Genomic DNA, 13,426 nt, shown 5'->3' on the forward strand with positions numbered 1-13,426 from the left:
GCCCGGGGAAGAGGCGGGTCTCGTGCTGCCGGCGGGGCTCGCGGTGGGCCCGGACGGGACGCTGTACGTGGCGGACTCGGGCAACGCGCTGATTCGCGCCATCGTGCCGTGAGCCGCGCTCGCGATGGAGACCCGCGCGTCCGTCACGCGGGTCTCCGTCTCCATGCTCGCGTGGCTCAGCAGCCCGTGCTCGGGCAGGTGGTGACGTGGAAGACCCGGGGCTCGTAGGTCCCGTCGGCCTTCTTCGCCCGGTGCGAGTGGATGGTCCAGCCGTACACCCACGGGCCACCCTCGGACGCACGGGTCTTGCCGTAGATGGCGGTGACCCGCCCCACCTCGGTGTTGGAGTTGGGGGCGTAGGCGATGCTGTCGATGCTCTCCACGCCGCAGCGGTAGAAGGGCTGGCCCTCCTTGATGAGCGCACGCACCATGCCGCCACCCGGGCTGGTGGTCACGCCGTCGCCCTTGTGGAGCCAGCTCCAGAGCAGGTACGCGTAGTGCTCGGTGCCCTCGGCCTGCTCGGCGCCCGCGTCGGCGTACTTGTTGTAGCGGGAGCTCGTCTGGTTCGGCTTGTACTGCCAGGTCGAGGGAAGCTCCTCGGGCGTGCCCTGGGCGGTGATGTGCATCCGGTAGTTGTACGTCCCCGTGGGGGTACAGCCCCGGCCGTTGCGGCGGGTCGAGTCCCATGAGTTCGTTCCGGGAATGGCGCTCGGGATGCCGTTCTCCGGGGGCTCGCTCTCCGGACGCTGAGGCGTCACGCCGGCCTGGAGGTCGCCGATCCACAGGTGGCCATAGGGCACGCGGCCCTGGGCGTAACCCTGGCCTCCCTTGTGGAGGTAGACGCGGCCCTGGGTCGTCTGGAGCAGCTCATGCGCGTCGAGGCGGACCTGTCCGGGCTGGCAGAAGCCCGTCTCCAGGTTGTAGGCGCCGTCGTAGCTCCAGGAGTTGTAGACGCGGTAGCCGCCGGTCGCGCTGATCGGGCTGAAGTCCCCATGGCGCAGCGGCGCGGAGGCGTTCTTCAGGCTGACGCAGCGGAAGAAGTTGTCGTTGGGGTAGTTCCAGTTGTCCGCCGCGTCGAGCGCCTGCGCAACGGCCGCCAGGTCATCCGACCCGGCCGTCATCGGGACATCATCGCCACAAGCCGCCAGCAGGCTCAGACCGGCACAGGCCACGAAGAGGGGATGCGTGCGCATGCGAGCTCCTTGGAGGGGGGACCGTCGGGCATGCGCTCGGGACTTTAACATCTTTCCCGATTTCCTGGTTCTCTTCTTGGGGGTCAGCGCCCCATGCCGCGCGGGCCCCCGGGCGGAGGACCTGGCCGGATGTCGAGCTCCTGCCGCATGCGCCGCTGATCCGGCGTCTCCTTCGGCAGCTCGACGAAGCCGCACATCTCGCACAGGCGGCTGTAGATGCGCTCACCCACGCGCTCGCGCAGCAGCTCCACCTCGCGCGCCGCGCTCTTCGCGTCCTCCGTGGTGCGGTAGCCCGTGGGCGCGGCGGTGCGGGCGCCGCGGCGCTCCGGCTCCAGCGAGTAGTTCGTCGCGAAGAGCGTCGTGCGCCCCGCGTTGTAGCGCCGGGCGATCAGCTCATCGAGCGTCTCCATTTCGAACTGGCTGCCGCGCCCCTTGCCCATCTCGTCGATGGCCAGGACCTCGACATCCGACAGCGGGCCGATGATCTCCCCGCCGCTCTTGCCCTCCTGGAAGCCGCGCCGGATGGTGGCGTAGAGCAGGGAGATCTCCACGTACCGGGCCTCCAGCCCCACCTCGAGCACCAGGTGCTTGAGCGTGGCCGTCAGCAGGTGCGTCTTTCCCGTGCCCACCGGGCCGCTCAGGATGAAGCCCTTGTTCACCCCGGCCTTGTCGTAGTGGTGGGCGAAGTGCATCGCCAGGCCGCGCGCCCGATCCTGCGCCTCGTTGAAGGAGCGGTAGTTCTCGAAGGAGGTGTGCGCCATCACTCCGGGCAGCCCCACCTCGTTGAAGTGGTCGATCCGCTTCGCCCTCCGCTGGCACACGCAGGGCACGAGCACCTCGTAGCGCTTGGGGCCGACCTTCGCGCTGAAGGTCTCCTCGCGCGTCTCGTACGCATACCCGCGCCCGTCACACAGCATGCACCGGGCCGAGCACATGCACACCCGCGCGTGCGCCCGGTCTCCCCGCCGCTCGATGACGTACGTCCGCCCCCCACACTCGCCACACACCTCGCCGCTCGCCTTCGTGACCATGTCCGAGGGCCATAGCAGAGCCTCCTGACGCTCGTCAGCCTGCTACACGGGCGTTCAGTCGACTTCTCTCTAGGAATCCATCAGCCCAAGCCGCCGGCGCACCGCCGCCAGCAGCCGGAAGCGCCGGGACAGCCGCCGCGCGCGCGGGGACATGTACTGCTGGTCCGGGTCCTCTCCCCGCCCCGTGCGCCACAGCTCCCGCCGCTCGGGGAAGGGCAGGGCGCGCAGCAGCAACAGGCCCACCAGCATCTGTTGCGCCTCCATCCCCGCGAAGTCCGCGGGCACCTCGTGCAGCACCGCCTCCATCAGCAGCCCGATGCGCGGGGCCAGCACCGGCTCCACCTCGGCCAGCCGCTCCAGCGAGGCCTTGAGCTGCGCGTGCCGCGTCTCCTCCCAGGTGCGCGTCCGGGCCACCCGCCTGCCCGGCTCGCTGCCCGCGCCCGCCGAGCGCTCCCGGTACTTCTTGATCTCCGCCTCTACCTGCCGGCGGCACGCCCGGAGGCTGCGCAGCACCGGCTCACCCGGCCGCGCGTCCCACAGCGCCTTCTCCGCCGAGCGGGCAATCCCCCGCGCCACCACCTCGAAGGGAACTCCCTGCTCGGCCCAGGACGTCAAAAGCTCCGCGTCGAGCGCGGACAGCATCAGTCCACTTCCGCGCATCGCGAGGAAGTAGTCCTGCACCAGCTCGGCGAAGCTGGCGCTTTCGGGCAGGAGGCTCATGTCTCGCTACATCTCCAGGTGGGCGACCGGACGGCCGGGCGCAAGGTCTCCCTTACCAGCAGGGGCTGACATCGCAATCCGCATGACGCTTTTCGCACAGCCCACCTGAAATCTTTCCAAGGGGGTCCTAGCAGGCCGGCATGCCCCCAAGGGCTTGTTGACCACCCGTGGGGCACCGCGCATAGTGCGCAGCCTTCCACATGGAAATTCCCGAAGAGTCTCGGACACTTGCCGAGCAGGCAAGGAACCCGGTCGGCCGAATCCAGCAGAGGAAACCCATGCGCCGTACGCTCCTCCTCAGCCTCCTGCTCCTGGCCTCCGTCGCCAACGCGCAGGACAAGAAAGCGCCGCGCGACGCCAACCTCGGCAAGAAGAGCTCCACTGCCGTGGTGGACAAGTCGCTCGCTGGCGACATCAGCCGCAAGAAGGAGAAGCAGGAGACCGCTCCCGCGCTCCAATACGATCAGTTCCGCCTGGGCGTGGAGGGGCAGGTCGCCTCCAAGCGCCGCGAGCAGATCGAGTCGCTCAAGAAGATCATCTCCCTCTCGGCGGATCCGAAGGAGCAGCCCTCGCTGCTCTTCCGCCTGGGCGAGCTGTACTGGGAGGAGTCGAAGTTCTACTTCTTCGAGGCGAACCGGAAGGACGACGAGCTCATCGAGGCGATGAACCGCGGTGACGCGGCGGCCCAGAACCGCGCCAAGGCGGGCAAGGCCGAGCTCCTCACGCGCCAGAAGCAGTACGGCAAGCTCGCGCTCGAGCAGTACACGAAGATCGTCCAGGAGTACCCGGACTTCGAGCGCTCGGACGAGGTGCTCTTCTTCCTCGGCACCTACCTCATGGAGGACGGCCAGGACCGCAAGGCGCTGGTGGCCTTCAAGCGGCTGGTGGAGAAGCACCCCAAGTCCAAGTACATCCCCGACGCCTACCTGGCCTTCGGCGAGTACTACTTCAACAACTCGAAGGGCAAGCACGCGGACCTGGAGAAGGCGCTCGCCGCCTACAAGAAGGCCGCCGAGTACCCCGAGAGCCAGGTGTACGCCTTCGCCCTCTACAAGCAGGGCTGGTGCTACTTCAACCTCGCCGACTACACGAACGCCAAGGACAAGTGGAAGTCGGTGGTGCTCTACGGCGAGCTGGCCGGCGCCCAGGCCGTGGAGAAGGACGGCGGCAAGAACAAGAAGGGCAGCTCGCTGGTGCGCGAGGCGCGCACCGACTACGTCCGCGCCTACGCTCGCGAGGGCGACGTGATGCTCGCCCGCGAGGACTTCTCCAAGGTCGCCACCAACCCGGATGACCGCTTCGCGATGATGCGGACCCTGGCGAACATGTACTACGGCGATGGCAAGGACCGCGAGGCGGCCATCACCTACAACTCCCTCATCAAGGAGAAGCCGCTGTCGCCCGAGGCCCCGGGCTTCCAGGGCCGCATCGTCGACATCGTCCTTCGCATGGGCAACAAGGAGCGCACCGTCACGCAGGTGCGCCGGCTCGTGAAGATCATGAAGGAGGTCGAGTCCTCCGGCGTCATCAAGGAGGACAAGGACAAGAAGGCGCTCGCGGAGGCCAAGGACCTGTCCGAGCGCACCCTGTCCAACCTGGCCGTCACCTGGCACAACGAGGCGAAGAAGACGCGCGAGGAGGCCACGTTCGGCTACGCCGACATGATCTACTCGGACTACCTCACGCTCTTCCCCGAGAGCCCCAAGGCGTACGACCTGCGCTTCTTCTGGGCCGAGCTCCTCAACGACAACCTGCAGAAGTACGACAAGGCCGCCGCCAACTACACGCTGGTGGTGCTGCAGGACGTGAAGCAGCTGGAGGCCAAGGACGACAAGGGCGCCCCCAAGCCGGGCAAGCCGGGCAAGTGGCTCAACAACGCCGCGTACAACGCCGTGCTCGCCTATGACGAGATGGTGAAGGACGCCGAGGCCAAGGGCGTCTTCAAGGACGACGTCAGCAAGGACATCCGCAAGAAGGCCGCCATCCCCCAGGCCAAGAAGGACCTGCTGGAGGCCTGCGAGCGCTACCTCAAGTACGTGCCCAAGGGCGACAAGCAGGTGGAGATCGCCTTCAAGGCGGCCAACATCTACTACCGCCACAACCACTTCGACGAGGCGGTGCTGCGCTTCAGCGAGATCGCCCTGGGCCGCCCGGACTACAAGTTCGAGTCCGGCGAGCGCGCGGGCGAGATCGCCGCCAACCTCATCCTCGACTCGTACAACCTGCTCGAGGACTGGTCGAAGGTGAACGAGTGGGCGCGCCGCTTCTACAACAACGAGAAGCTCGCCACCGGCAAGTTCCGCGAGGACCTGTCCAAGGTCATCGAGCAGTCGGCCTTCAAGCTGGTGAGCCAGCTCGAGGCGAAGAACCAGTTCGCCAAGGCGGCCGAGGCCTACCTGTCCTTCGTGGCGGACTTCCCCCAGACGGAGATCGCCGACGTGGCGCTCTTCAACGCCTCGGTGGACTACTACAAGGCGAAGATGCTGGATAAGGCCATCCAGGTCCGCCAGCGCATCATCGAGCAGTACCCCGCGTCGCGCTTCGTGCCCGAGTGCATCTACAACAACGCGGAGGCCCTGGAGGCCGTGGGTGACTTCGCCGAGTCCGCGGACGTGTACGAGCAGTACGTGCGCGGCTACGAGGCCAGCCTGTCGGGTGGCAAGGCGTTCGTCGCCAAGAAGGCGCCCGCGCGCGGTGGCAAGAAGGGCAAGGCCGCTCCCGCGCCCGTCTCCGACAAGCCGGGCCAGCCGCAGAAGTGGGAGGAGTCCAAGGCGCAGGTGGCGCTCTTCAACGCGGCCACCTACCGCGAGGGGCTCGCCCAGTTCAAGCAGGCGCTCGCCCTGCGCGAGCACTACCTGCAGCTGTGGCCCAAGGCGAAGGACGCGGAGGACATCCTCCTGTCCATCATCACCCTGCACGAGAAGGCGGGGAACTACTACAAGGCCATCGCCCAGCTCGAGGAGTACGAGCGCCTCTACATGCGCAGCCCGAGCAAGTTCCTCATGGCCGAGGGCCGCATCGTCGACATCTACGAGAACAAGGTTCGCAAGGCCAAGGACACCGAGCGCCTCTACAGCCGCATCCTCGACTACTACGAGAAGCTGCCGCGCCGTCTGCAGCAGTCGCTGGAGAAGCCGGCGCTGGAGGCCGTGGGCCGCGCCCAGTACCGCAGCGTGGAGCAGGACTACCAGTTCTACGCGCGGCTGAAGCTCACCTGGGGCCGTCCGCCCAGCCCGGACAAGCTCAAGGCCTCCATCAAGGAGAAGAACGACTCGCGCGCGGTGGTGGAGAAGAAGTACGTGCAGACGGTGCAGATCGGCGCGGCCGAGCCCGCCATCTGCGCCCTCAACCGCATCGCGCTGGCCTACGACAACTTCGCCGACAAGATCATCAACGCTCCCATGCCCCCGGGCATCGACGAGGAGACGGAGATGGCCCTGCGCGACGAGTTCAACAACCAGGCCCAGCCCCTCAAGGACAGCGCCGCCGAGACGTTCGCCAGCGCCGTGGCCAAGAGCCGCGAGCTGGACGTCTTCAACGACTGCTCCGCCGAGAGCTTGAAGATGCTGCGCAACACCTACCGCCCGGACCAGTTCCCGACGATGGTCGAGGAGAAGGTGGCCCTCTCCAAGGGTCGTGACCTGGCCATCGGTGGGGACCTGCTCACCGCCATCCAGGGCGTGCCGCCGCCCGTCGTCGAGGCGGCCACGGACGACAAGGGCAAGACCGAAGAGGTGGTCGAGGACGTGACGGACCTCGCCAAGCGGCTCCAGCAGCAGACGGCGACCCAGGTCGACGGCCCCAGCGCGCCCACCAAGGAGGGCACGCCCAAGAAGGCCGGCAAGGATGACCAGGAGCCGGAGGACTTCCTCTAATGAATCGCACCCCCATGACGCGCTCACTCCTCCTGGCCGCGCTCGCGGCGCTGTTCGCCGCGGGCTGCACGGGCTCCAAGGCCACCGGTCCCACCGGCACTGGCACCACCTCGGGTGGGAAGACCGGCACGGCCACCAAGGCCAACGAGCCGCCGCCCATCTCCAACCGCGCCAAGCTCCTCTTCGACGATGCGCTCGGTGCCTTCGAGGCCCAGAAGAAGGCCGGTGCCTTCGACTACCCGTCGCTCGAGCGCAAGTTCAAGTCCGCGCTGGACGCGGATCAGGACCTCGCCGAGGCCGAGTACAACCTGGGTGTCCTCGCCGAGCGCCAGGGCAACTCGCAGGAGGCCCTCGCCCGCTACCAGGCGGCCCTCAAGAAGAAGCCCACGCTGCGTCAGGCCTCCGAGAACCTGGCGGTGATGGCGCAGAACGCGGGCGACATCGCCGGCGCGGTGTCCATCTACCAGGGCATCCTCAAGATGTACCCGGACGACGCCAACAGCCGCGCCCGCCTGGCGGAGATCTACCGGCAGACCGGGGACCACGAGAAGGCCATGGAGTTCTCGCGCGCCGCCCTCATGCGCGAGCCCCAGTCCGTCACCGCCTACAAGGTGATGATGCGCAGCTACCTGGAGCGCAAGCAGCTCGCCATGGCCAAGCTGGTGGCCCTGCGCGCGCTGAAGATCGACCAGAACGATCCCGAGCTGCACCACACCATCGGCCTCATCCTCCTGCAGGAGGAGAAGAAGGACGAGGCGCGCAGTGAGTTCAAGCGCGCCATCGAGGCCCGCGCCGACTACGTGCCCGCGCACGTGATGATGGCCCAGCTCTCGCTCGACTCGGAGGACTACCCCGCCGCCGAGGAGCACCTGCGCCGCATCCTCCAGGCCGACAGCAAGAACGCCGCCGCGCACCTCAACCTCGGCCTCGCCTACAAGGGCCAGGGTCAGCTCGACAAGGCCATGCAGGAGTACGACGAGGCGGAGAAGCTGGATCCGAAGATGGCCGCCGTCTTCTTCAATCGCGGCGTCCTGCTGCACCGCAACAAGGGCGCTCCGGAGCGGGCCATCGACCTGTACCGCAAGTACATCTCCCTGTCCGGGGGCGAGGTGGCCCTCAACGCCGAGCACCCCATCTTCGGGCTGCTGCGCGAGGCGGAGTCCATCGTCCAGGCCCAGCGCGAGGCCGCCGCCGCCGAGGAGCAGGCCAAGAAGCTCGAGGAGCTCCAGAAGGCGCAGCAGGAGCTCATGAAGGCCGAGGAGGGCAAGCAGGGCACCGTGAACGCCGCGGGCACCGACGCCCCCGCTCCGACCCAGCCCGCCAGTGGCACCCAGCCCGCCGCCACCCCGCCCGCCGAGGCCCAGCCGAAGCAGCCGGCCGCCGCGCCTCAGCAGAAGAATCCAGCCAAGGCGGATCCCGCCGAGCCGGTGGACGACATCTTCTGAGGGTGGCAGTGGCGAGGGCAGTGGAATTGATGCGAACCTTCGTCCGCTGGCGCCGGAATCCGGTGCCGGTGGACGTGACGCGGGACCCCGGTGGGGGGAACCGCTCGGAGGCAGTCATGCGGAAGCTCCTGATGCTGTGCGCGGTACTCACTGTCAGCCCGGCCCTGGCCCAGGATGAGGGCGACAGCGGCAGCGGCGGCACCACCACCCAGTCCAGTGGCGGCGGCGGCAAGGCCCAGAAGGGCCCCCAGTCCATCGACTTCGAAGACGACACCATCGAGGGCGACCTCACCAAGCCGGACGGCGAGTACGTCGAGGCGCGCAAGAAGGTCCAGCACTCCAACCTCATCCGTATCCGCGAGGACTTCGAGGACAAGGTGATGCAGTCGGTCGGCGAGTTGTGAAAATCGCCGGGAACCTCCTGCCGCACGTGTTGTCCTAGAGTTCGCCGCAACCCAACTGGGGAATTTCCATGCCCGTCCCTCTGACACTGAAGGTCTTCAAGGGCGACACGCTCGTCACCTCGAAGGACTTCGAGCGTGACATCATCAAGATCGGCCGTCTCGCCTCGGCGCACCTGTGCCTGGAGGACGAGAAGGTCAGCCGCATCCACTCCGTCATCGAGGTGGCCGCCGACGGCAGCCTGTCCATCATCGACATGGGCAGCGTCGAGGGCACCTACGTCAACGGCAAGCGGGTCAACAAGGGCCAGCTCGTCTTTGGTGACGAGATCAAGGTGGGTGGGACCTCCATCCGCCTCGAGAATCCCGCCGCCGTCGCCGCGGTGAACCTCGCCTCGGCCGCCACGAGCGCCGCGCCCACTCCGGCTCCGGCCTCCCCGGCGCCCGAGGTCACGCTGGCCGGGGGCCTGTCCCAGGCCGCCGTGTCTCCGGCCGCGGCCGCCGCCCTGACGCCCGCTCCCGTGGCGGTGGTGCAGCAGCCGGTGGCGGCTCCCGCTCCCGTGCAGGCGGCTCCCCGGCACGTGGCGGCTCCCGTGGCGCACGCCGCGGCGACCCCCGAGGCCGAGCCCGCTCCTCGCGTGCGCCGTGTGGCGCGCAAGGGCGGCGGTCCGCTTGGCGCGGGCCTCCACTTCATGTGGGGCGACCAGCGCGTGGGCGAGTTCTTCCTCATGCCGGGCAAGAAGCAGTCCTTCACGGTGGGCACCGCGAAGGGCGTCAACTTCATCATGGGCGACGCCAAGCTGGGCGCCGAGTCCTTCGAGGTGGTGCGCTCGGACGGCCAGTCCTTCACCGTGCGCTTCACGGGGAAGATGAAGGGCGAGCTGACCCGCAAGGGCGAGAGCACGGACCTCAAGGCCGTCATCGAGTCCGGCAAGGCCACCCATGAGGGCGAGGCCTATGCCCTCACCCTGAAGGAGGATGACTTCCTCGCGGTGGACCTGGGCGGCGTGACGCTGGAGATCGTCCTCGAGTCGGTGCCCAAGCGCGCCGTCGCGCCGCTGGGCGAGTCGGTGGACTTCTCCGTCGTCAACATCTTCCTGGTGATGTTCTTCCTCGCGTCGATGTTCGTCATCAGCGCGGCCAACCATGCCGCGGCGGGTGATGAGTACGCGGACGAGCTGGCGGGCAGCGATGCGCGCATCGCCAAGCTCATCGTCAAGCCGCCCGAGACGCAGAAGAACAAGTTCCTGGAGAAGCTCAACCAGCAGAAGGCGGAGAAGCAGGCCGAGAAGGCCGCCAAGGCCAAGAAGGAAGAGGGCAAGATGGGGCAGAAGGAAGCCCCCAAGACGCCCGCCCAGGCCACCAGCCAGGGCAAGCCCGACAAGAAGGCGGCCGCCAAGAACATGGCGGCGAAGATCTTCGGCGGGAAGGGCGGCGCCGCGAGCCTCTTCGGCGGTGGCGGCATCGGCGGTGACCTCAAGAGCGCCATGGGCAACATGTTCGGCGCCAAGGGTGGCGCCGCGGCGGGCTTCGGCGGCCTGGGCCTCAAGGGCGGCGGTGGTGGTGGCGGTGGTGGCGGTGAGACCATCGGCATCGGCAGCGTCGGCACCAAGGGTCGTGGCGGCGGCATGGGCGGCTACGGCACCGGCGTGGGCGGCCTGGGCGGCAAGCAGAGCGTGGACGTGGGCATCGCGGCCGACGAGGCCACGGTGAGCGGCTCGCTCGACAAGGAGCTCATCCGCCAGGTCATCCAGCGCAACCGCGGGCAGATCCGCTACTGCTACGAGAGCCTGCTCAACCGCTTCCCGAAGCTGGGCGGCAAGGTGGCCATCCGCTTCACCATCGCCTCCGAAGGCAACGTGGTGACCTCGTCGGTGGCCCAGTCCACCGCGGGCAACTCGGAGCTGGAGCAGTGCGTGGCCGGCCGCGTGCGCACCTGGGCCTTCCCCAAGCCCAAGGGCGGTGGCTCGGTGGTCGTCACCTATCCGTTCATCTTCAAGGCGGCTGGCGAGTAGCACCTTCCGCTGACTGAAAACGTTCAGGTGGGCGGTTCCGTCTCGACGGGGCCGCCCATCTTGCTTTTTTGGCGCTGGCGTCTCCGGGCTGCTGGGCTAACGTCCGCCCCCGCATGAAAGCCCTCAGCCCCTTCGTCGTTTGTGCCGCCCTGGCGGTCCCCGCGCTCGCGAACGCGCAGGCCGCTGGCGACAGGCCCGCCGAGACCTTCGAGGAGATCGAGCGCGGGCTCTACTTCTCGGTGCTCGGTGGCCCCTATTTCGTCGTCAACCCTCCTGCCTCCCAGGGCCCTCGGCCCTTCTCGCCCGGACAGATGGCCCAGGTGGAGGTGGGCATGGACCTCGGCGAGCGCCTGTCGGTGGGTGTGTTCGTGATGGGCTCCACCAACCGCGCGGGTTCGGAGTACGTGGGCAACTCGGGCGGCGCGGCCTCTGGCGACTTCTCCATGCTGGCGCCCGGCGCCCTGGCGCGCTTGCACCTGGTGGGCCTGGCCGATGCCCAGGAGGTCCAGCGCACGTGGATCTACGTCCGCGGCGGCGCCGGTTATGCCCTGTTCAGGCCGAAGCAGCTCCTTCCAGAGTCCGACATTCTGGTATTCGCCGGACCGGGACTGGAGTACTACACACGGCTTCGTCACTTCTCGGTGGGTATCGAGGTGACGGGGACCTTCCTCATCAGGTCTCAATCATTCGGGTTCGCGGTGACGCCGAACCTTCGCTACGCGTTCTAGCGGGAGAATCACGTGCCTCAGGAGAATGGAAGCGGTGGACCGCGCGGTGGTGGGCGGGGTCGGGACGGCGGTGCTCCCGGCCAGGGTCCGCGCCGTGACGGTCCAGGTGGTGGTTTTGGTGGTCGTGACGGCGGTCGCGGTGGTGGTCGGGGCGATGGCCCTGGCGGACGCGGCGGCGGCCGGGGTCGCGATCGGGATCAGGGCCCCGTCGGTCCGGGCCAGCGTGTCATCGCCGAGCTGAGCACCCTGGAGAAGGCGCTGGGCAAGAGCGACTTCGCGGCCCAGAAGGCGCCGCTCGAGACGATCGTCCGCTCGCTGCGGTCCATGCGGGTGAAGTCGATCGACGACCTGGAGCTCAACGTCAAGGGTCGGCTCATCACCACGCTGCTGCGTGTGCAGCGCCAGACGAAGCCGCCCATGCCGGAGGCCGGTGCGGAGGCCCCCGCGGCGACCGAGGCGCCCGCTGCGACCGAGACGCCCGCGGCGACCGAGGCTGCGCCGTCCGCCGAGGGCACGGCCCCTCAGGAGCAGGCCGCTCCCGCCGAGGGTGCCGCTCCGGCCGCCCCCGCGGCGGATCCGGCGAAGGAGAAGCTCTCCGCCTACGTGGACGTCATGTACCTGGTGGGTCGCGCCTGGCGCGCCGCTGGGGATCAGGAGCGTGCCTCGGCGGCCTTCGCGCTGAGCGGGCGTGAGCCGCAACCCGAGCGTGAGGAGCCCGCTGCCGCGGCCCGGCCCGCCGGGGAGCGTCGTGAGGGCGGTCGCGAGGGTGACCGTCGCGAGCGCCGCGAGGGGGGCCGTGAGGGTGAGCGCCGGGGCGAGCGCCGTGAGGGCCGTGAGCGTGCCCCCGAGGGTGAGCGCCGGGGCGAGCGCCGCGAGGGCCGTGAGCGTGCCCCCGAGGGCGAGCGGCGGGAGCGGGGCGAGCGTGAGCGCCAGCCCCTGCCCGAGCTGACGGGCGACTGGAAGGAGCAGTCGAAGCAGCTCGAGACCCTGGGCCGTACCCGGGACGCGGCGCGCATGCACGAGCGCAACAACTCGTTCGCCGATGCCGCCCGGCTCTTCGAGGCCGGTGGGGATCTGCGGAGCGCGCTGCGCGCCGCGCTGGCGGGCAAGGACAACGACACCGCCCGCCGCCTCATGGCGACGGTGCCCGCCGATCAGCTCACCCAGGTGCTCGAGAAGGCCGGCGCCTACGAGCTGCTGATGGAGATCTACATCGGCAAGGGCGACTTCGAGAACGTCGCCCGGCTCTACGAGCGGGCCCGACAGTTCGACCAGGCGGCGCTCGCCTACGAGCGCGCCGGGAAGCTGGCGCTGGCGCGCAAGGCGTACGAGCGCACCCGCGACTTCGCGGCGGCCAACCGCATCCGCGACCTCGAGGTGAAGGCCCTGGTGGAGCGGGGTGACCGACTCGGCGCCGCCACCCTGCTGGTGAACGCCGGCCGCCGCCCCGAGGCGGTGGAGGTGCTCGGTTCGCTGCCTCCTCCCAAGGCCTTCCACTTCCTCCAGCGGCTGAAGCTGGAGGAGGAGGCCAAGGCGCTCGGCCAGAAGGAGCTGGCCCGCGCCGAGGCGGAGAACAAGCCCGCTGGCCGCGCCCGGTGGCTGGAGCTGCTCGGAGAGGCCGCCACCGCGGCGACCCTCTACGAGGAGATCGGCCGCAAGGAGAAGGCCATGGGGCTCTACGAGCAGATCGGCCACCTGCCGAAGGCCGCCGCCCTCGCCGAGGAGCTGCAGCTGCGTGACCGGGCGATCGCCCTGTACACGAAGCTCGGCGACAACGCGGGCGTGGAGCGCGCCCAGGGCCTGCCCGCCACGCCGCCGCCCAAGCGGCCCGCGGATGCCGCCGCAGCCGCCGACGAGGCTGAAGAGACTGGCTCCGAGGGGTCGACGGGTTCAGAAGTGAACTCGTCCGCTCCCGCTACGAACAAGCAAGAAAGCCAATAATTCTCGACAGTTGGCGGGATTTACGCGATTGCGGGGGGTGGTGGGCGGGCGATAGAGTGCCGCTCCCCGCCCCTTTC

At 68.8% G+C, this 13,426-nt stretch carries 10 protein-coding genes; 7 read left to right on the top strand and 3 right to left on the bottom strand.

Annotated elements, in window-relative coordinates:
* Positions 1-22: 22 nt before the first annotated feature.
* Entirely contained in the window at positions 23-112 is a 90-nt protein-coding gene (locus tag VF697_RS43600) for a hypothetical protein (RefSeq protein ID WP_414641362.1), read from the top strand.
* 64 nt (positions 113-176) lie between these two features.
* Here VF697_RS43600 and VF697_RS31450 read toward each other — a convergent pair whose 3' ends face one another.
* The 3 genes from VF697_RS31450 to VF697_RS31460 all read right to left on the bottom strand — a co-directional run bounded on the left by VF697_RS31450 (position 177) and on the right by VF697_RS31460 (position 2,944).
* Complete coding sequence (locus tag VF697_RS31450) at positions 177-1,193, bottom strand: hypothetical protein (protein ID WP_331100744.1); 1,017 nt, start codon at positions 1,191-1,193, stop codon at positions 177-179.
* Between the two features lie 83 nt (positions 1,194-1,276).
* Complete coding sequence (locus tag VF697_RS31455) at positions 1,277-2,224, bottom strand: ATP-binding protein (protein ID WP_331100746.1); 948 nt, start codon at positions 2,222-2,224, stop codon at positions 1,277-1,279.
* Positions 2,225-2,293: 69 nt separating this feature from the next.
* Positions 2,294-2,944 carry a hypothetical protein gene (locus VF697_RS31460; RefSeq protein ID WP_331100748.1) on the bottom strand — a complete coding sequence of 217 codons (651 nt, stop codon included), beginning with the start codon at positions 2,942-2,944 and terminating at the stop codon, positions 2,294-2,296.
* Positions 2,945-3,222: 278 nt separating this feature from the next.
* Between VF697_RS31460 and VF697_RS31465 the strand changes: the two genes are divergently transcribed.
* The 6 genes from VF697_RS31465 to VF697_RS31490 all read left to right on the top strand — a co-directional run bounded on the left by VF697_RS31465 (position 3,223) and on the right by VF697_RS31490 (position 13,349).
* Positions 3,223-6,819 carry a tetratricopeptide repeat protein gene (locus VF697_RS31465; RefSeq protein ID WP_331100750.1) on the top strand — a complete coding sequence of 1,199 codons (3,597 nt, stop codon included), beginning with the start codon at positions 3,223-3,225 and terminating at the stop codon, positions 6,817-6,819.
* On the top strand, positions 6,819-8,264 hold the full coding sequence (gltE, locus tag VF697_RS31470) for an adventurous gliding motility TPR repeat lipoprotein GltE (RefSeq protein ID WP_331100752.1): 1,446 nt from the start codon (positions 6,819-6,821) through the stop codon (positions 8,262-8,264). The genes VF697_RS31465 and gltE overlap by 1 nt, the downstream gene beginning before the upstream one ends.
* 116 nt (positions 8,265-8,380) lie before the next feature.
* Positions 8,381-8,668: an adventurous gliding motility protein CglF gene (gene cglF, locus VF697_RS31475; RefSeq protein WP_331100753.1), complete on the top strand. Its 288-nt coding sequence runs from the start codon at positions 8,381-8,383 to the stop codon at positions 8,666-8,668.
* Between the two features lie 68 nt (positions 8,669-8,736).
* On the top strand, positions 8,737-10,680 hold the full coding sequence (gene gltG / locus VF697_RS31480; RefSeq protein ID WP_331100755.1) for an adventurous gliding motility protein GltG: 1,944 nt from the start codon (positions 8,737-8,739) through the stop codon (positions 10,678-10,680).
* 113 nt (positions 10,681-10,793) lie between these two features.
* Positions 10,794-11,408, top strand: a complete 615-nt coding sequence (gene cglE / locus VF697_RS31485; protein ID WP_331100757.1) for an adventurous gliding motility protein CglE — start codon at positions 10,794-10,796, stop codon at positions 11,406-11,408.
* 12 nt (positions 11,409-11,420) lie between these two features.
* A complete protein-coding gene (locus VF697_RS31490) occupies positions 11,421-13,349 on the top strand; it encodes a DEAD/DEAH box helicase (protein WP_331100759.1) in 1,929 nt (642 codons plus the stop codon).
* Positions 13,350-13,426: the final 77 nt, after the last annotated feature.

The sequence above is a fragment of the Archangium sp. genome, assembly GCF_036388035.1.
In the GTDB taxonomy this organism is placed as follows: domain Bacteria; phylum Myxococcota; class Myxococcia; order Myxococcales; family Myxococcaceae; genus Archangium.

What these genes read in the sequence shown, in the direction of transcription:
- VF697_RS31455 (WP_331100746.1), bottom strand. Translation starts at nt 2,224, where the DNA reads ATGGTCACGAAGGCGAGCGGCGAGGTGTGTGGCGAGTGTGGGGGGCGG.
- gltE (WP_331100752.1), top strand. Translation starts at nt 6,819, where the DNA reads ATGAATCGCACCCCCATGACGCGCTCACTCCTCCTGGCCGCGCTCGCG.
- VF697_RS31465 (WP_331100750.1), top strand. Translation starts at nt 3,223, where the DNA reads ATGCGCCGTACGCTCCTCCTCAGCCTCCTGCTCCTGGCCTCCGTCGCC.
- VF697_RS31460 (WP_331100748.1), bottom strand. Translation starts at nt 2,944, where the DNA reads ATGAGCCTCCTGCCCGAAAGCGCCAGCTTCGCCGAGCTGGTGCAGGAC.
- VF697_RS31450 (WP_331100744.1), bottom strand. Translation starts at nt 1,193, where the DNA reads ATGCGCACGCATCCCCTCTTCGTGGCCTGTGCCGGTCTGAGCCTGCTG.
- cglF (WP_331100753.1), top strand. Translation starts at nt 8,381, where the DNA reads ATGCGGAAGCTCCTGATGCTGTGCGCGGTACTCACTGTCAGCCCGGCC.
- cglE (WP_331100757.1), top strand. Translation starts at nt 10,794, where the DNA reads ATGAAAGCCCTCAGCCCCTTCGTCGTTTGTGCCGCCCTGGCGGTCCCC.
- gltG (WP_331100755.1), top strand. Translation starts at nt 8,737, where the DNA reads ATGCCCGTCCCTCTGACACTGAAGGTCTTCAAGGGCGACACGCTCGTC.